Source organism: Helicobacter saguini (genome assembly GCF_000762875.2).
Taxonomy (GTDB): Bacteria; Campylobacterota; Campylobacteria; order Campylobacterales; family Helicobacteraceae; genus Helicobacter_A; species Helicobacter_A saguini.
Genome location: NZ_JRMP02000018.1, coordinates 39,881 through 58,879, shown reverse-complemented (window position 1 = coordinate 58,879; position 18,999 = coordinate 39,881). Strand labels below are relative to the sequence as shown.

The window sequence follows — 18,999 nt, the reverse complement described above, 5'->3', positions numbered from 1 at the left end:
TGTATTAAGTGATTTAGCAAATATAGCAAAAACTCGTTTTAAAGTGGAATGCAAGGTTATATTGACAAATGCAGATTCTAGCAATGATTTAGAATCTAAAAAGCTTAATGCGTTTGTGATTAAAGATTACACACAAAAAAATAAAAATAGATTCTAAGAAAATACACAAATTTATATTATTTTAAAGTTTTATTTATAAATTTTTAAGTTTTTATTGACAAATTAAATTTTTATTGATATTATTTCAATTGCTTACAATTTTACTAACAACTTAGCTATTTTAAGCTATGCTTAAGATTTCTAAATTGTTAAAAAGCTAGATTCAAATTCTTAAGTTTGAATTTAGCTTTTTTTTTGGAGTTTTTTCTAAATGATAAAAATTATTTTTTAATATCTTTTTAACTTTATAATTTCTTTTAAAATTTTTTCTTAATTTAAGTTTCATTTAAGTTTTTGTTTTGTAATATTTTGATATAATTTCATTTAAGATTTTTAATTGCTAAAATCTTAATGTTATTTGAAATCTTAAGGATAGCTTAATATAGCTTAAGTTGTTAGTAAAATTGTAAGCTTACATTTTACTAACTTGCTTTTTTTAGCTTTAAAAGTGCGTAAATAACGATATTGTAGATTAAAAAAGTATAATTTACTAATTATTAATAAAATAAATTTTTATAACTTACTCTGTTGGATGTTACAATACAATATCTTTTTGCAAAATTATTAAATCTTAAAACATTCACATTACAATTTTAACTTTTAAAGTTATAGATTTAAGGTTTTGTATGAATAAAATTTATAAGATTCTGGGTTTTACGCCCTTTATGATTGTTACTTTTATTAATGCGTTTATTGATTTGGGGCATAAAGTGATAATGCTAGGAATTGTCCATAAATGTTTTAGTGAATCTAGCCAACTTTTTTTTAATTCAATTATTAATGCTTTGATAATTTTGCCATTTATCCTTGTTTTTTCACCATCTGGCTTTCTAAGTGACAAATATCCTAAAAATCAGATTCTAAAGGTTGGCGCTGGGATAAATATTTTGCTTTTTGCTTTGCTTCTTTTGTGTTATTTTAACGCTTCTTTTTGGCTAGCTTTTGCTATTACTTTTTTGCTTGGATTGCAAGCGGCGTTTTACTCCCCGGCAAAATATGGATATATAAAAGAGCTAGTTGGGCGTGAGAATCTTACTTGGGGAAATGGCGCTATACAGGCTACTGCGATTGTGGCGATGTTGCTTTCTATGGTTATATTTTCTTCGCTTTTTGAGCAGTTTTATACGCCGCCTAGTGAATCTAAAATGATAGAATCTAGGTTAGATTCTAAAGATTCTAATGTGTCAAATGCTTTACAGAATCTAGATTCTAATCAAACGCCCACCCACCACCCTATTGAAGAAAATTCGCCTACCGCACAAGATTCTAATATAGAATCTAATTCACCCACCACCCAAATGCCCACCCACCACCCTATTGATGAGACGTCGCCCGCCCACCACCCTATTAATGATAGTGCTGGAGAGATTCTAAACTCAGTTAGCTTCCTAGCCGTAATTTTACTAATTTTTGCCATTTTAGAATTTGTCCTAAGTTTCCGCCTGCCAACCTTAAAACCTATACAAAAAATAACTTTTGATAGACAAAAATATCTAAAATTGCAACTTTTAAAAGAGAATCTAAAGCTAATAAAATCTCGCAAAATGATATTTTTACCTGTCATATTTGTCGCTATTTTTTGGAGTATTTCACAGCTTCTTGTCGATATTTTCCCCGTTTATGTAAAGCACACTTTAGGCATATTAGATACACGATTTGTAAATATCGCACTTGGCTGCACCGGGCTTGGCGTTATTTGTGGCTCAATTATAGCTGGGCGATATTCTAAAAACTATATTGAGACAGGCTTAATCCCGCTTGGTGCGTGTTTTATGTTTTTTTCTTTGCTTTTTATTACGAGTTTTGAATCTTTATTTATGCTATCCACGCTTTTCTTTCTTTTTGGACTTGGTGGTGGATTCTATATCGTGCCGCTGAATGCCTTAATGCAGTTTTATAGCAATGACAAAGATTTAGGCAAGATTCTAGCTGGGAATAATTTTATACAAAATATAGGAATGCTTTTAAGCTTAATTGTAGCTAGTATTTGCGCCCTGTGGCTACATGAAGTAGAGTGGCTTTTTTATTTAGTGATTTTCTTAGGCTTTATAGCGATGATTTATATGCTAAAACTTATGCCTTTTTCACTTGTGCGATTTCTTGTTAGCCTTGCGATTTTGCAGAGATACCGCTTAATTGTTGAAGGGTTTAATAACATTCCGCAGAAAAAATGTGGCGTGTTATTGCTTGGCAATCACATTTCATTTATTGACTGGGCGATTGTGCAAATGGCGTTACCTAAAAAAGTGTATTTTGTAATGGAGAGAAGCATTTATTCGCGTTGGTATATCCGCGTTTTCCTTGATTTCTTTGGCGTTATTCCTGTATCAAATATCGCTAGCAAGGGTGCAATAGAGCAGATTCAAAAGCGATTAAATGATGGTGAAATGGTCTGTCTTTTCCCTGAGGGCGTAATAAGTCGTCATGGACATTTAAATGAGTTTAAGTCTGGCTTTGAAAAGATTGCTATGGGCGTGGATAAAGATAAGGCTGTAATTTTGCCCTTTTATATTTGTGGTATGTGGGGGAGCGTTTTTAGCCGAAGTAATGAGCAATTTAGGGAGCGAAAACGAAGCTTTACAAAGCGAAGTGTTAGCATTGCCTTTGGCGAACCTTTAGATATTCACACGCAAAAGGATAAGCTAAAAGCAAAAGTCTTTGAGATGAGTTTTAAGGCGTGGGAGCATCAGTGTCAAAATTCGCCTACTTTGGCTGGTGGATTTATAGAATCTTGTAAACGCGGAGGCGGCGATATTGCCATTGTGGATACGCAAAGTGGCTCGATGTCTTATCGTAGGCTGCTTACGCTTTGCATTATGCTAAGTCAAGATATGAAAGAAATGAGTTTTAAGCCCTTGCCACCAAAAAAGGATTTTTGCTCACTCCCAAATGACTGCGTTGGTATCTTTTTGCCTAGTTCTACCGCGTCTGTGATATGCAATATTGCCACGACTATGGCTGGTAAAATTATGGTAAATCTTAACTTTACCGCTGGTGTAAAGGCAGTGAGAGCCGCGATAGATTCTGTAAATATTTCGCATATTTATACATCTCGCAAGTTTTTAGAAAAAATGAAAGATAGGGGGTTAGAGTTTGATTTTGGTGACGCGGTAATTCATTATATGGAAGATATAGTTGCGGATATTAAAAAGGCAAAGTTTGCGTTTTTAGCAAATCTAGTCTTTATGAGTGTTATGCCTACTTGGCTTTTGAAACTTTTATTTGCTAAAGATAGCAATATAGATTCAGTATGTGCGATACTTTTTAGTAGCGGAAGTGAGGGTAATCCTAAAGGTGTAATGCTAACTAATTTAAATATTATGAGTAATATCGCACAAATCGCGGATGTTATTCACGCACGCAACGATGATTGTATCTTAGCGAGTTTGCCGCCATTTCACGCATTTGGGCTAACCGTTACAACCCTTATGCCACTAATAGAAAATATGACAATGATAGCTCACGCTGACCCAACTGACGCTGTAGGTATAGCCAAAGCTATCGCGTTAAATAAGGTAACGATAATGTGTGCGACATCAACCCTACTTGGAATCTATGCTAGGAATAATAAGCTAGATAAGGTTATGTTTGATTCTTTGCGACTTACCGTAGCCGGGGCTGAAAAGCTTAAAGCTGAAGTGCGTGAAGCATATACGATGAAATTTAATAAGCCTATATATGAAGGCTATGGCGCGACTGAAACTACACCTGTTGCGTCTGTGAATCTGCCTGATGAGTTTGACGCGATAAACTGGGAAATCCATAGAGCTAGTAAAGTAGGCACGGTAGGAATGCCCTTGCCAGGCACTGCGGTGCGAATTGTAGAGCCAGATTCTATGGAAACTTTGCCTACAGGAGAGCAAGGGCTAATTTTAATCGGCGGACATCAAATAATGCGCGGATATTTAAATGATATGGAACGCACAAATGAAGTAATTGTCGAGCTAGAGGGCATTCGCTGGTATAAAAGCGGTGATAAAGGCTTTTTAGATTCTGATGGCTTTTTACATATCACTGATAGATACTCACGCTTTGTCAAAATCGGCGGTGAAATGGTAGGCTTAAGTAGCCTTGAAGATGAAATCGCAAAAGTGTTGAAGCTACAAGAAATAAACACAGATTCTAAAATATGCGCTGTTGGCTTAGAAGATTCTAAAAAAGGCGAAAAAATCGTATTGTTAATAGAATCTAAAGATGGCAAACACGAGGAAATAATCGAAGCAGTTAAATCATCTAATATTATCCCATTAAAAAAACCAAGTAGCTATTTTGTAGTAGAATCTATCCCAGTGCTCGGCAGTGGCAAAATCGATTTAAAAAACGCAAAAACCTTAGCCGAAACAATGGATAGAAGCTAGATTCTACCCCTTTATAGAATCTACCACAAATATTTCGCGGCGATGGTGAAAAGATGTAGCTGACCAAAGCCATTTCGCGACACAATAAAGCTTTTGCGATTGTCTTTCAGTGCTAAAGAATAGCCAAAGCCCAAATCTAGTTTATTACTAAAAAACCTCTTGCGACCGCCAAAGCCCACCATATACGCATTTGCATCTGGTATGCCAAACTTGCCTTGAGGTGCTGGTGTCTCATCATAGGCTAAGGAAGCCATCAACTTATAGCTTTTCCCAAAATATGTATAGCCCAAACGATACGCAGAAGCATCCTTCCAGCCATTGCCATAAGCCACCGCTGAGTAGTCGGCTGCACCCAGCATAGATTCTGGATTTACTTGATTTAGGGCGGTTTGGCTGCCTGTTAGATTGCTTTTATCAAATGTTTGATTTTTATAGCCAAACTCAAAGATTTGCGCACTGCCAAAAAATGTCCGCTCATACACAAACTCAATGCGATTATTACCAAAATCCTGTGCAATCCCCACATTTAAAATCGGTGGCAAATCCGCATAAAGCTCCAAATCCGCATTCATACCGATATAGCCCTCAACAAGCGTCAAACCGCTGCCTTGATAAATATACGACTTGGCTGAGAGACTGCCTTGCATATCCATATGCACATTACTCCTAAAAGTCGCGCTAAATGTCGTGCTTTTAAGGAAATTATCAAGCCCAGCAAAGGGCTTTACACTCAAAGCCAGATTATACCCAAAGCCCCACGCACTAGCATTTGAGGTCTGCTCCACACGCGTAGTGCCTTGCGTTTGCACGCTACCTAGCAAACCGCCCATATTAAGGCTCGTGGAATACGGCACATAAAGCGTATTATTAAAACTCCCAAAAGAATAAATCGCCCGAAATCCCGCACCAAAGCCGACATAATCGCCCCACGCAATGCTTACCACAGGATTAAACTCAAGCATAGCGATGCTTACATCATCCAAAAAGCCACCACCTTGCCCATCCCAGTCCATACTTAAGCCAGAAGGCGTGGTGAAACTAAAGCCATAATTCATTCGCAAATTTAGCGGCAGAGAATATGAACGCGATTTAAAAAAAATCTTTGGCACAGGCTGCAAGGTCGTGTTTGCCTTGCCGCTTACACTTTGGCTGTAGCAAGGAGTGTTAGGCTGTGCGGTATTATTGACTTTATTTGACTTAGCATTTAATTCACAAAAATGCCCATTGCCAAGTGCGGAAAGCCCCGTGCCTGTCACATTTATACCCATATCCCTATTTTGCGTGTCAAACTCAAATTGCGGTATAAAAATAAGCGTGCCATTTAGCTCAAACTCGTAATGTTCATTATCTCGCATTAGGCTCATATTCGCAGGATTATAATATGTAGAATCTGCACCATACGCACCAGCGATGTAGGCTGAGTTTAAAGCAGTGCCATTTAGGCTTTGCTCTGGCAGGCGAAAGCCAGAGGCGTAAATGCTAGTTGTTAGCATCGATAACAACATAAAGGTTTTGAAGATAGAATCTAATTTTTGGAATTTAGATTCTATCTTAGAATCTATTTTTATGATGTTAGAATCTAAACTAGAATTTATCATTGATGATTTAGATTCTATGTTGGAATCTATTTTTGTGATTTTAGATTCTATGTTTAGATTTATTGTAGTTCTAGTATTTTTTCTGTTTTTAGATTCTATATTAGAATCTATTTTCACATTAATATTCTTAGAATCTTTAGATTCTATATTATAAGATTCTATATTAGAAAGCCCCATAAACTTAGTATGTCCCACAAAACACCCCCAAAAATTAAAAAGATTCTTACATTGTAGCATAAAAGTTAGGGAAAGTGACATAAATATTACAATTTAACACGCAATAAAGCACAAATATTTAGACAATTTATCTATTGTAGATTGAGTTTTTTTATGTTCTTTAAATTCACTCCACTTCAAACTCTCCAAAGATACCAGCAAAGATTGCCATTTCAAAGATTCTATAAGATTGTATAAGCTTAAAATCAAGGTTAATATCTTTCGCATTTAGCGTAAAAGAATTTTCAAAAGTATCATCAAGCGTCCAAAGTAGCGAGTCCTCATTACTCAAAGCAAATTGCGCGATTTTATTATCACTATTGCCGATATACCACAAGCCATAACGCCTGTACGACATACCCAAAACATCGCTAAGTGCGCCATTATCGCCATCTACTAGCAAATTTTCAAGGTTTTTATCAAAATTATAAATTGGGATAAACGGACGCTCTTTGTCCTTATCATTAATTTTGCTAAGCACATAGTCCTTAAACCACGCACGTTTGCTATCCGTGCATATCAAAAAGCTACCTTCATTAAGAATGAAAGATACAGCGCGCATCACAAGGTGCGTCCAAGTATCCCGCATAATCTCAAGCCAATGCAGGGGCATAGAGCTAAGGCTTTCAGCATCTCGCCGCAATGTGTGTAGCATCCATTCGTTTATACTTTGCATATTTGTCCCTAAAAGTTTTGTGTGATTATAGTGTGATAATATGTGGATTTGGATACTATGTAGTGAGTGCATTTTCGAAATGTTGGACAAGATACTATCTTGTTCAACAATAATTATACAAATATCATTGCTTTATTTTAAGAATCATGCAAGTTATTTAAGATTCTATAAAACCTTTATTACTCTGCACTTTCCACTACGCGACCATTTAGCGGCTGAGGCTCTCTTGCGTTATCATGCAATATTGCGTGAAGTGCGTCAATTTGCTCTTTACTTGCATCAAGGGCATTTTTTAGCACGACAAACTGCACTTGCTCGCTACAAGGAGGCGTAGTAAGCGACCCGCTAAATGTGTAATACGCATGGCTTTTTGGCACAAGCGCACTCACATTCAAATTTTTCAGTGCATTAGTGCCATTAACCTCGCTAGGAGCGGTATTTACGACTTCTTGCAAGATAGGATTTGCTTTTCCTTCGTCAAAAAAGACCGCTACAACGACAAATTTATTATCACTACTTGCATGCACTAGGTGCATCTCAAGCGGATAAGCCTTGCCATCGACTTGGTTTTCACTAGGTGTGTGAAAGTGCAGCTGGACTAGATTGTATTTTGTTTTTTTGAAAGTAATGCTGCCTTGCTTGTCAAAATTCACCTGCACGCTATGCCCGTTATTTATAATGTCTTTAGAATCTGATTTATAGGCGAAACTTATCGCATTTTTGCCCTTTTTTGTGTCCTTTACGATGATGTTAATGGGCGATTGCGACTTGCCTTTTTGGCAGGTTTCAAAGCCTAGTTTGCCCCAGTTTTTAGGACCATTATCCTCGCCATAGCCCCAGTGTGCGCCATGTCCATCGTGAGCAAAGCTCACACCCACTAGAAACGCACTTAAAGCCACACTTTTTAGCACAAATTTTCGAACATTTGAAAACATATTTTCTCCTTAAAATAAAAATTACAAATGGAATGATAGCGAAATAATAATTTACTTTGATAAAATTATATGAATTATATAATTATCTTTGTTCTTCTATTATAAAAACTAGAATATATTAGCATTATATATTTAAATCCCAAATTCTTTTTCCACATCCATTTTACTTACAAATTCTTGTCCAAAAAGCGTTGTTTTTTGGCAGTGTAGCATTAATCTTTTTTTTATTTTAGAATCTTTGTTATAAATCACATCGCCCAAAATAGCGTGGTTTATACTTGCTAAATGCACGCGTATTTGGTGCGTTGCCCCGGTTAGAATCTGCACTTCTACTAATGTGTTTGCGCCGATTAAACGTAGGGGTTTTATTATGCTTATGGCAACTTTTGATTCTATATTTTCTAATTTTTTAGAATCTAAGTTAGGATTTTTAGAATCTTGTTTAGATTTAGGATTTTTAGATTCTATAAAACTCCTAGCTTTAGAATCTTTTTTGGTTAAAATTCTATTTTTTATAACTATTTCATCAATAATCTTACCCTGAACCAACGCCAAATATATTTTTTCAACATTTCTTGCCTTAAATTCTTTAATGGCTAAGTTACGAATTCCATCATTTTTTGCCAAAAAAATTAGCCCACTTGTATCCCTATCAAGCCGATTTATTAGTCTAAAAGGCTTGAAACGTGTCTCTAAGGCATAACTCTCAACGCCCACGCCCTTATCAAGAATAAGCAAATCGCTATCCTCAAACACAATTTCAAAGCTAGATTCTATAATATGAAATCGCGTATTTTGCGGCATTAGAGCCCGGGCAATCATCACACGTTCATTCTTCACACTCACCACGCCACTATCAATTAGCCTTTTTGCGTGATTTAGCGAAATATTTTCCTGTCTAGCTAGTAAAATAAAGGCTTTTTCTCCATTTTTTATATTAGATTCTAACTTATTAATATTAGAACTTTTATTATTTTTAATTAGCTTATTTGAAATTATTTTTTTAGAATCTCGCATAGATTTTTTAGTATCTTTAAAAGGGCTTTTAGAATCTTTAATTGCACCTTTAGAATCTTTAATTACGCCTTTAGAATCTTTTGCCACAAACTTAGAATCTCTTCCCGCGAACTTAGAATCTTTCAAGGCACGTTTAGTATCTAACTTTAAATTTTTCCTCCTTTTAGATTCTATAACTTTACTATTATTTTTTTTAGATTTTTTATAACTCATTCCACCACCTTTGATTGTATTTCTATGACATCTTCTGTGTGGTTTATCATATATTCTAGCGTGTGCATTTCAAGTAAAAAGTGCGTGATTATCAGCATTTGCCACACTAGCAAAAAGAGATTTAAAATGGGAATGTATAGCGGAATGAATATCAATAAATTTAGCGTGGATAATGGAATCTTGTAGTTTGAAATGATGTCACGTGCGGCATTTAGCGGCATTATGTTTAGGGCGATTTCATAATTTAGATTCACACTAAAAAAGCGAAAATACACAAAAATGCTTAAAATTAGCCCGATAAAGCCTAGCCCAACAAAGCTTAAAAGGTAGCAAAGAGCGCTCCACAGGGCAAATGGAATGAATGTTTTAAACAAAATTAGGCTTGAAATTTTGATAGATTCTATAAAATTTGGCGGGTTTAAGGGCGGAAAAGCATAGTGATTTTTATGCACAAAAGAGACGACAAATGGCGCAAGGCACGCAGAAATCAGCACATTGCACACGCCAAAAATGATGATTCCATAAAAAATCATCGTAACTATCGCAAAAAAATACAGCAAATAATACGATATTTTTGCGAAAAAAGTTTCAAAATTCATAGCATAATCAACCCAAATGTTAGGGAACTGCCCGATATAAAAACTAAAATTTGTGATTGAAAAAATAAAAAAAATCGCCCAAATTACAAGCGACAAACCCACAGGCAAAAGGCTTAAAAATATCATTTGCGGTCGTTTTAAATCGTTAAATGCTAATTTAAAATATTTTGTGATAAAAGTTAGGATTTTACTATCAGTAAAAACACGCATTTTTTTCCTTTAAAGTTATGAAATTTGTAAGTTTTTAAGGATTTAAGTTTTCTTATTTTTCATAAAACCTTTTTTTATTTTTTGTGTGTTATTACTATCTCTAGAGTTTTTCTTCTTGTGTAATTTATCCTTTTTAGAGTCTCGTGTATTTTTAGAATCTTTCCTATCCCTTGCCTTGTATGGCTTTTTGCTATGAGATTTCTCAACCTTTTTTGTGCGCTCATCACTCACAATCTCAATAAACAAGCGCGTGTCAATCGACTTAATCTTGCTAGTAGATTCTATCATATCAGCGATTTCATCCGCGCTTTTCTTAGATATAGAATCTAGCACGCCATTTACAAGCTTTGCAGCATCGCCGACATTAAATGTGCGCGTTAGCTCAATTGCCTCATTTATCACTACCGCATTATCCAAATTGCTCTCCAAAAGCTCATAGATTCCAAGCATTAGCACGCATTTCTCAACCACGCCAAGCCGCGTAATATCCCAGCTTTTCAAAAAACTAGCCATAACCTGCACCAAAATCTTCTCACGCTCCAAAACGCCGTGATACAGGCTCATCGCAAACTCGCCATGCTTATCCTTTAGCTTAAAATCATCTAGCACAATCTCACTTAGCTTTTCCATACTATCACAACCCATCTCACGCGCGTAAAGTAGCTGTATCACGGCTTCGCGCGCTTGCGTTCGTGTCGCCATTTTCTGCCCTTTCTGTCTTGAAAATGTTATAGAATCCTTAAAATCTAATCAAGCTGCCGATACACATCAAGCAGCTCAATCAAACTACTCATCGCCTCAAAGCCCTTATTACCAACCTTTAGCCCCGCTCTATCAAGTGCTTGCTCTATGCTATCAGTCGTCAAAATGCCAAAGCTTACCGCGCCGCCATATTTCAAAGTCACATTTGCTACGCCCTTAGTCGCCTCTGCTGCTACATAATCAAAATGCGGCGTCCCACCGCGGATAATCGCACCCAAGACACACACACCATCAAAGTCGCTATTACTTAGAATCTTCTCAAGCACAAAAGGCAGCTCAAATGCGCCCGGGACCTTTATCACGCTAAGATTCTCACTCTTACCACCATGTCGCAAGTAGCAATCACTCGCCCCCTCAATAAGCCTATCAGTCACCATACTATTAAACCGCGAACACAAAATCGCAATCCGCTCACTACCACTAAGGGCGATTTTTCCTTCGATAATTTTCATATTTTTACCTTTAGATTCTATAAAAATAAGCGAAATTGTAGCATTAAAATGTTTAGATTCTGTGATTTTCTTAATATTGTGGTAGCTCTTTTTGCAGTAGCTCCCTTAATTCCTTACTAAACTTCGTAGAATCGGGCAGTTTTGCATTCACTCGCAAGATTATATCGCCCTTTTTCCCACTTTTTAAATCCCTAAAGCCCATTTCTGGCAGTCGCATTTTCTTGCCATTTTGCATATTTTGTGGAATCTTTATGCTAACCTTTTTTGCCAAGGTCTCAATCTCGCATGTCCCACCAAAAAGCATATATTTTAGCGGCACTTCCACATCTTGGATAAGATTTAGCCCATCGATTTCGAAGCCCTCCATAGGAGCGATTTTAATCTCGATAATGGCATCCCCTTGCATCCCTTGCAACTTGCGTCCTTTGCCTTTGGCACGCAGTTTTGTCCCACTTGTGACCCCCTGTGGAATCTTTAGCTCAAAAGTGGAATTATTCAAATTTAGCTGAATAGTCCCACCAAGTAACGCCGTCTTAAGCGGAATGCTAGTAGTCGCTTTAATATCTAAATCAATATCCTCGCCGCCAAAGCCGCCAAAGCCGCTATTTCCGCCCATACCGCCGCCAAAAAAGCTATCAAATCCGCCAAATCCTCCACTGCTACGCGTGCGGCTGGAGCGATTAAAGCCCCCACTACGCCCAAAAATGCTATTTAAAATATCATTTAAATCGCTTTGGCTGCCAAATCCGCGTGAAAAGTCGCTAAAATTTTGCCCATTAAACATACTATCGCCGTAGGTATCGTATTCTTTCTTTTTTTTCTCGTCACTCAAAATCTCATAAGCAGCGTTAATTTCCTTAAATTTCGCCTCCGCTTCTGGCGTCTTATTAATATCTGGGTGATATTGACGCGCGAGCTTTCGGTAGGCTTTTTTGATTTCATCCGCGCTTGCATTTTCGCTAACATTGAGTGTCTTATATAAACTTTTTGACATCTTAAACCCTTTAAATTGTGGAATCTTTTAAAACTTTTAGTGTTATTATATCATAAAATATTAGCTTAACACTATAAACCTTTTGTAATAAAAAAAATATTATAATACGTTTAGAATCTTGTTTTTGGTTGAAGTTATGCGTGTTTTGATTTTTATTTTTTTGTGTGTTGTTGAGCTGAGTGCTATCGAGCTTACAAAGGGCGGATATAGTGCGGATTCTAAGCAGTTTGTGGATTCTAAGATTCAAAAAGAGCAGTTTTATGCGTGTGTGGAAAATGATGTGAGAGCCTGTGAAAATCTCGCAAATAGCGACATTTTAAGCGTGGATGAGTGTGAGAAAATGGCGTGTCTTGGCGTGGCACAGATTTTTGTGAAAGCGGGGAAGTTGCAAGATTCTATTGCGTATTATGAAAAGGCGTGTGGGGCGGACATTTTGCAGGCGTGCTTTGAGCTAGGAAATGTGATGGAGCATTTGGGCGATTTTAAGGGGGCGATGATGCGATACAACTTGGGCTGCCATTTTGGCTACTTGTCGGCGTGCAGGGCGATGGGCTTGATGTATGCGGATGGCGTGGGCGTTAAGGCGAATGAGCCAAAGGCGCGGCGAATTTTAAATGATAGCTGTCTAAATGGCGATGCAGCTTCGTGTTTTGAGCTAGGGAAAATGTATCGCGCAAATAATCGTTTGAAGGCAATGCAGCTTTTTAAACGCGGCTGTGAGCTAGGCGAATCTAGCTCGTGCAAGGAATTTAAACTGCTAGATTCAGCAAATTTTAACGTTCGAATTGAGGATTATGTGAAAGATAGTAAAAAAGATTCTAAATAACGAGTTTAAATGGTGGCTCGAGGCAGAATCGAACTGCCGACACAAGGATTTTCAGTCCTTTGCTCTACCGACTGAGCTATCGAGCCAAAATATACGGAGATTCAAAAAAGTGTTATTATATAGAATCTAAGATTAAATTTAGCTTAAAATAAACTTTTTTAAATATTTTTTTTATAAGAATTTAATCAATTAAAATCTTATGTTAAGATTCTGCAAAATTTTAACTTTTAAAGGGCGTGAATGTTAGTTGTGCGGCTTGATGGCGGACTTGGTAATCAAATGTTTCAATACGCATTTGCTAAAAAGTTGGAATCTTTGGGCTATAAAGTCGCCCTTGATGCGAGTTGGTATAATGATTCTAAAAATACAAATCCTGTAATTAATTTTACAAAAAGTTCTAAAAATACTAATAATATAGAATCTAATATTACAGAATCTAGTAAAAATATAAAAACTATTCGCAACTTAGAAATTGCATCTTATGACTTAGATTTGCCTTTGCTAAAGGATTTTAATGAAAAAGAATTTTTTGCAAAGCATGATAGATTCTATAATTTTAAACAAAAAATTAACAAAATTTTGCCACGACCACTTAGGTTTAAAGATTATAAATTTCGTAACTTTGATGATAAAAAGTTATATGAAAAAATGCGTGATATAAATACTAAAAGTTATGAAAATAATAACTTAAAAAATTTTAAAGTTCAAAATGATTCTAAAAGTAGTGTTATAGAATCTAAAAGCCTTGAAAATAACGATAGATTCAATGATTTTTCTTTTTTTTCTGGCTTTTTTCAAACCTTGGAGCATATTAGTATTAATGGGAAAATTTTTAGTGATTTTAGGCTTAAAGGAAGCTTAAATAAAGAAAATCAAAGACTTAAAAATGAGATTTTAGAATCTACAAATAGCGTATTTTTGCATATTAGACGCGGAGATTATTTAGCATTTTCGCGTTATATAAATTTAGATTCTATATATTATAATGAAGCCTTAAATATTATAAAAAATAGAATTAATAATCCAAAAATATACATTTTTAGTAATGATATAGCTTGGTGTAAGAGCGAGTTTTTAAACACTTTAGATTCTAAAATTATTCAAAATTTAGAGTTTAAATTTGTAGAAAATAATGATGAAGGAAATGCTATAAATGATATGGAATTAATGCGAAGCTGCAATCATGCAATTATTGCAAATTCTACCTTTAGCCTTTGGGCTGCATACTTGATAGAATCTAAAGAAAGTTATAAAATTCATAACTTAGAAAAAAGTGAAATTCAAAACATAGAATCTAAAAAAGATTCTAAGCATATAATTATCGCCCCACAACGCTTTTTCTACGACTCCACAACAAAGCGTATGCAAATGCTATATCCTAAATCTTGGAATATTATACAAGAGAGTTAAAAATCTTGTTTTGTAATTATTGTATCAATTAAAATACTCAAAATACAATCTATACATTTCCCTTAAAATACGCTTTTCTCACATAAAACATCAAAATCACCAACGCGCACAAGCTAAAAATTGCCGCGGTGAGCCCATTGAAATTCACATTTATCCCATGCATTACAAGTCCGCCGATGAAACTTGCAAGGGCAATGCCGACATTGAATGCGCCCTCATTCACTGCTATTGTGTCATTTTGCGTTTTGGGTGTGAAAGTTCGCGCAAGGTGGGAGCAGAGCATTTTCAAAGGCGAAATGCTTGAAAAGCCAAAAAATCCAAACAACATCACATTCGCAATTATCACATAATATGAGAAAATATGCGTGACGCTCATTAGTGTGTAGCACACGATTTGCGAGACTAAAATGATGACCAAAGCGTAGTATGAGCCTTTGTTGTCGGTTAATTTTCCACCAAAAAGATTGCCCAAAATCGCGGCGATGCCATAGTATAAATACACGCGTTTGATTTCAGCCGATGAAAAGCCATGCTGCTCTAAGAAAACACGCAAGTATAAATATATCACAAACATCGAGCCGCAGGTGAATGCGGTGATTAAAAAGCCCTGAATTAATGGCGGGAATTTGAATGCGATTAGCAAGTTTTTAAGATTGCCCTGCACGCCCTCAATGCGTGGCATAATGACTAGGGCTAAGGCGGCGACAAAAAAGCTCACAGCCGCGATAAATGCGAATGGGAAAAGCAATCCATAAGATTCTGAAAGGAAGATTCCAAGTGGGATTCCCGTTACTAATGCAATTGTAAGACCGCTTACCATAAGGCTTAGACAGGTGCTAACCTTCTCTTTTGGCGAGACTTTCAAGGCGACAAGCGTGGCGACCACGAAAAATAGTCCGTGCATTAGCCCTGAAATAAAGCGTGAAATAAGGGCTAGTGCGAAGCTATCAAATAAAAAAATGCTAAAATTTGCCGCGCAAAAGACTAAAAGTGTGAATGCGAGTTGAATCTTGTAAGTCCAGCGCGAGATTAAAACGCTTATGATGGGCGCGCCGATTACTACGCCTAGTGCGTAAAGTGTGGCTAGATTGCCCGCTTCGGCTTCTAAGACGCCATAGTGCAGGCTTAAGGCAGGTAAGATTCCAGAAACGATAAATTCCGCCACACCCATACAAAATGACGAAAAAGCTAGTAATATTATAACTTTCATATAGCCTTGCATTATGGATTTCCTAAGTTTTTGTTTTTACAATGAAATTATAGAATCTAATTTAAAATATTTAATCTTTTTTCAAGCAATAAATGTCATTATGGCGAAAATTTAGTAGCAGTGCAAAAAACGCAATGTGAATAAGCTGAATAGAAATATACCCCCACTGCTCAAGCAAACTAGAGCCAAAAATAAGCGAAATCATCGTCCCACAGCCAAGCAGCAGAGCAAAACGCACCCACAAACCAAGCAGCAGCATCACCCCAACAAGCAGCTCAACGCAAGGCAGAATATACCCAAAAGTAAGCGTAAAATAGCTAGGCAAAATGGTAGATTCAAAGTTTTTAGCCATCGCTTCTGCAAAGATAGTAAGTTTTGGCAGCCGCACAAATCCATGCCCAAACATACTCATCCCAACAGCCAGCCGCACCATTAAAAGCGAAATCGCATTCATTTTTTATCCTTAAATCTTAAGTTTAGATTCTAACATTATAGAATCTAATTTAAAATCGACTTTAAATTTTTGTTTTAGAAATATATTTTAGGTAAAATTTTGCACATTGTAGATTACAGAATTTATTATTTGAATTTTTGTGCTAAAAGTTTTAAAATATTTGTCTATAATTATTTGCAAACTTATTAGGAGTAATTTTGAAATTAAGAAGTGTATTATTTGTGTGCATGGGCAATATTTGTCGCTCTCCATTAGCAGAAGGAATAGCAACTAGCATTAGCAATAAAAATCAATGGAATTTAAAAATAGACTCTTGTGGTATTAGTGGCTTTCATAGTGGAGAGTCGCCAGATTCTCGTTCTATAAAAGTTGCAAAAATTCATGGCATTGATATTAGTAGGCAAAAAAGTCGCCAAATAAATAATAATGACAAAGAATTTGATTTGATAATAGCAATGGATTCTAATAACAAACGTGATATTTTAGCATTAGGTTTTCCAAAAGAAAAAGTTTTTAAATTAGGTGAATTTGGTAATAATGAAGATATCATAGATCCATATTATGACTCTATAGATAGCTTTTTTAAAGCTTATGAGTTAATAGAATCTTTACTAAAAAAAATGTTTGAGAAATATGAAGATTAATTAAAACATTAATTAAACAATACTTCTTGCTCAGTTATTTTAGATTCCGTAAGAATTCTACGCAGGAGCGAACACCTGCGCCACTTGCCCCGTGTGGATTTACCCCCCACTCTTTTTCCACGAACGCAGGACCTGCGATGTCGATATGTAGCCACTTTTGCTTATATTCTTCCCTTATAAATTCGCTCAAAAATAGCCCAGCTGTGATTGCCCCGCCATAACGTGAGCTAGACGTGTTAGAAACATCCGCGATTTTAGATTCTATAAGTTTTTTCAAATGCGAGTTAAAGGGCAGTGTGTGTGCTAACTCGCCGCTACGCAAAGCAGATTCTACAAACTGCGATTTTAAAGCCTCATTAAAGCCCATAACGCCACTTGTATATTCGCCCAAAGCGACCACACACGCACCTGTCAATGTCGCAAAATCGATAATATAATCCACATCCAAATCTTGCGCGTAGCTTAAGCAATCAGCCAACACTAGCCGACCCTCCGCATCAGTATTTTTCACCTCAATGCTTTTCTTTTCACGCGAAATAAGAATATCATCTGGGCGATACGCGCTTTTGCCTATCGCATTATCCGTGATACCCATAATGGCGTGCAGCTCGATATTTAGCCCTAACTCCACCGCACTTAAAAACGCACCCAAAACCGCGCACGCACCGCCCTTATCCGCTTTCATCGTAGTCATATAATCAGCTGGTTTAAGGCTCAAGCCGCCTGTATCATACACCAAACCCTTGCCAACGATAGCGACTTTTGGAATCTTCTTAGCCTTAGACTTAGATGTAGCCTTAAATTCTAATGGTTTATAACTCAAATGCGCTAGGAAAGCCGGGAAATTTGACGCCTGATTTACCGCCAAAAATGCACCCATTTTTTGCTCTTCTAAATATGAATTACTACGCAAAACTGCCTTTATATCAGCATTTTTAAACTTACGCGAGATTGCCACTACGCTATTTTGAGCTAGGCTTGATAGATACTCGCTATTTGCGATATTTGGCGGAGTATTTACAATGTCGCGGACAAAATTCACATTTTTACAAATAATCTGTGTAGATTGCAGAATCTTAGAATCTAGATTCAGCGCATTTATCGTAGCTGTAAGCTTTTCTGCGGAATCTTTTGAGTGCTTATACCCGCTAAACTCATAGCTCCCAAGCAAAAATCCTTGCAAAATCTGCTCTGTTTTAGCCAAATCAAAGCCCTTAAAATCAAAATAAGATTCTATAATTTTTAGCCCTTTTAACGCCCTTGCAGCGTGTGCGGCGGCGTGTGCGTAAGTGTCAATATCGCTAAACTCTTTAGAATCTTTTTTAACGCCGACATATAGAATCTTACTATTTTGCGCGTAAAAACTACCCTTAGCCTCAGCCCAAAGCTCCTTTAAAAGCTTAGAATCTTTAATACTTTTCTTACCCAAATCATCTTTGCTGACGAATAGAATCTGCGTCCCGCTCGGGGCTTTGGCTAGTCGAATATTCAAATTATCCATTTTTTTCCTTTAATAATGAGTTTTGCCTTTTGCGTTTGAGATATAAAAATAAGGCGATAAAACATAGAATTATAACCGATAAAATCGCAAATAACGCAGGATTTTGCTTTAAAGTGGCAAAAAATTTCGCTAAAAACTCTAAAATCTGCTCGCCAAAATACCACGCTGGCACAATCGTAATCGCCGCCCACACCCACGCAGATATAAGGTTTATAATGGCAAATTTTATCGCAGAATATCGCGTCAAACCGATACTTATAGGAATAATGGTGCGAAGTCCATACATATATCGTTGCACAAAAATTATAGGCCATCCATACTTTTGCATAAGTCTTGACGCCAACGCAAATTTGCGACGTTGTTTGCGAAATTTTTTCTGCACATAGCCCTTATTTAGCCGCCCGATGTAAAAGTAAATCTGGTCGCCTGTAAAGCCGCCAAGCCCAGCAATAAAAATGCAAAATCCAACATGCAAATACCCTTGATGTGAAGCGATACCAGCCAAGAGCAGCCCCCATTCACCCTCCAAAATGCTCCATAAAAATAAAATCAAATATCCCCAGTCTTCAACATGATTTTCCCACGCTTCTTTTATCGCTTTTTCAAATGAAATGTTAGAATTTTTTAGGTAAAAATAAAGGCAAAGTATTACGCACAGGACAATAATAGCGATTATGATATATTTAATCTTGCTAGATTTATCTTGCGTATCCATTTTCGGCCTTTTAGATTCTATAATTTGCGTATTTTATAGAATCTTTTTGA

The 18,999-nt window shown here is 36.4% G+C and carries 16 protein-coding genes and 1 tRNA gene; 4 read left to right on the top strand and 13 right to left on the bottom strand.

Annotation, left to right across the window (positions count from 1 at the left end; genetic code table 11):
* The first annotated feature begins 785 nt into the window (after positions 1 to 785).
* Positions 786 to 4,517, top strand: a complete 3,732-nt coding sequence (locus tag LS64_RS10010; RefSeq protein ID WP_034573822.1) for an acyl-[ACP]--phospholipid O-acyltransferase — start codon at positions 786 to 788, stop codon at positions 4,515 to 4,517.
* A 20-nt stretch (positions 4,518 to 4,537) separates the two neighbouring features.
* On the opposite strand, the gene LS64_RS10005 is transcribed toward LS64_RS10010, so the two are convergent.
* The 8 genes from LS64_RS10005 to LS64_RS09970 form a co-directional block, all read right to left on the bottom strand.
* Positions 4,538 to 6,310, bottom strand: a complete 1,773-nt coding sequence (locus tag LS64_RS10005; RefSeq protein ID WP_034573819.1) for an OmpP1/FadL family transporter — start codon at positions 6,308 to 6,310, stop codon at positions 4,538 to 4,540.
* A gap of 148 nt (positions 6,311 to 6,458) precedes the next feature.
* Positions 6,459 to 7,007, bottom strand: a complete 549-nt coding sequence (locus LS64_RS10000) for a HobA family DNA replication regulator (RefSeq protein ID WP_034573816.1) — start codon at positions 7,005 to 7,007, stop codon at positions 6,459 to 6,461.
* A gap of 179 nt (positions 7,008 to 7,186) precedes the next feature.
* Positions 7,187 to 7,942 carry a carbonic anhydrase gene (locus LS64_RS09995; protein WP_034573811.1) on the bottom strand — a complete coding sequence of 252 codons (756 nt, stop codon included), beginning with the start codon at positions 7,940 to 7,942 and terminating at the stop codon, positions 7,187 to 7,189.
* Positions 7,943 to 8,074: 132 nt separating this feature from the next.
* The gene (locus LS64_RS09990) at positions 8,075 to 9,172 is read right to left on the bottom strand and encodes an RluA family pseudouridine synthase (RefSeq protein WP_052062714.1); all 1,098 of its coding nucleotides are present in this window, start codon (positions 9,170 to 9,172) and stop codon (positions 8,075 to 8,077) included.
* A complete protein-coding gene (locus tag LS64_RS09985; RefSeq protein ID WP_034573808.1) occupies positions 9,169 to 9,981 on the bottom strand; it encodes an EI24 domain-containing protein in 813 nt (270 codons plus the stop codon). The genes LS64_RS09990 and LS64_RS09985 overlap by 4 nt, the downstream gene beginning before the upstream one ends.
* Before the next feature lie 42 nt (positions 9,982 to 10,023).
* Positions 10,024 to 10,683 carry a transcription antitermination factor NusB gene (gene nusB, locus LS64_RS09980; protein ID WP_052062713.1) on the bottom strand — a complete coding sequence of 220 codons (660 nt, stop codon included), beginning with the start codon at positions 10,681 to 10,683 and terminating at the stop codon, positions 10,024 to 10,026.
* Between the two features lie 44 nt (positions 10,684 to 10,727).
* Positions 10,728 to 11,195 (bottom strand): 6,7-dimethyl-8-ribityllumazine synthase, encoded by a 468-nt coding sequence (gene ribH, locus LS64_RS09975; RefSeq protein WP_034573805.1) that lies wholly within the window; start codon positions 11,193 to 11,195, stop codon positions 10,728 to 10,730.
* Between the two features lie 70 nt (positions 11,196 to 11,265).
* Positions 11,266 to 12,189: a DnaJ family protein gene (locus tag LS64_RS09970; protein WP_034573801.1), complete on the bottom strand. Its 924-nt coding sequence runs from the start codon at positions 12,187 to 12,189 to the stop codon at positions 11,266 to 11,268.
* Between the two features lie 136 nt (positions 12,190 to 12,325).
* Here LS64_RS09970 and LS64_RS09965 point away from each other — a divergent pair, with 136 nt between their 5' ends.
* Positions 12,326 to 13,015: a tetratricopeptide repeat protein gene (locus LS64_RS09965; RefSeq protein ID WP_052062712.1), complete on the top strand. Its 690-nt coding sequence runs from the start codon at positions 12,326 to 12,328 to the stop codon at positions 13,013 to 13,015.
* Positions 13,016 to 13,025: 10 nt separating this feature from the next.
* Here LS64_RS09965 and LS64_RS09960 read toward each other — a convergent pair.
* Positions 13,026 to 13,101, bottom strand: a tRNA-Phe gene (locus LS64_RS09960).
* A gap of 154 nt (positions 13,102 to 13,255) precedes the next feature.
* Between LS64_RS09960 and LS64_RS09955 the strand changes: the two genes are divergently transcribed.
* Complete coding sequence (locus tag LS64_RS09955; protein WP_052062711.1) at positions 13,256 to 14,425, top strand: alpha-1,2-fucosyltransferase; 1,170 nt, start codon at positions 13,256 to 13,258, stop codon at positions 14,423 to 14,425.
* A gap of 49 nt (positions 14,426 to 14,474) precedes the next feature.
* Here LS64_RS09955 and LS64_RS09950 read toward each other — a convergent pair whose 3' ends face one another.
* Positions 14,475 to 15,635, bottom strand: coding sequence for an MFS transporter (locus LS64_RS09950; protein WP_237416266.1), 1,161 nt, complete (start codon positions 15,633 to 15,635; stop codon positions 14,475 to 14,477).
* A gap of 70 nt (positions 15,636 to 15,705) precedes the next feature.
* Entirely contained in the window at positions 15,706 to 16,089 is a 384-nt protein-coding gene (locus LS64_RS09945; protein ID WP_034573796.1) for a DoxX family membrane protein, read from the bottom strand.
* A 197-nt stretch (positions 16,090 to 16,286) separates the two neighbouring features.
* On the opposite strand from LS64_RS09945, the gene LS64_RS09940 reads away from it, so the two are divergent.
* Positions 16,287 to 16,733, top strand: a complete 447-nt coding sequence (locus LS64_RS09940; protein WP_052062710.1) for a low molecular weight protein-tyrosine-phosphatase — start codon at positions 16,287 to 16,289, stop codon at positions 16,731 to 16,733.
* A gap of 34 nt (positions 16,734 to 16,767) precedes the next feature.
* Here the strand turns inward: LS64_RS09940 and LS64_RS09935 are convergent, their stop codons facing one another.
* Positions 16,768 to 18,234: a leucyl aminopeptidase gene (locus LS64_RS09935; RefSeq protein ID WP_052062709.1), complete on the bottom strand. Its 1,467-nt coding sequence runs from the start codon at positions 18,232 to 18,234 to the stop codon at positions 16,768 to 16,770.
* Complete coding sequence (locus LS64_RS09930) at positions 18,227 to 18,949, bottom strand: DedA family protein (RefSeq protein ID WP_118988442.1); 723 nt, start codon at positions 18,947 to 18,949, stop codon at positions 18,227 to 18,229. The genes LS64_RS09935 and LS64_RS09930 overlap by 8 nt, the downstream gene beginning before the upstream one ends.
* Positions 18,950 to 18,999 lie beyond the last annotated feature (50 nt).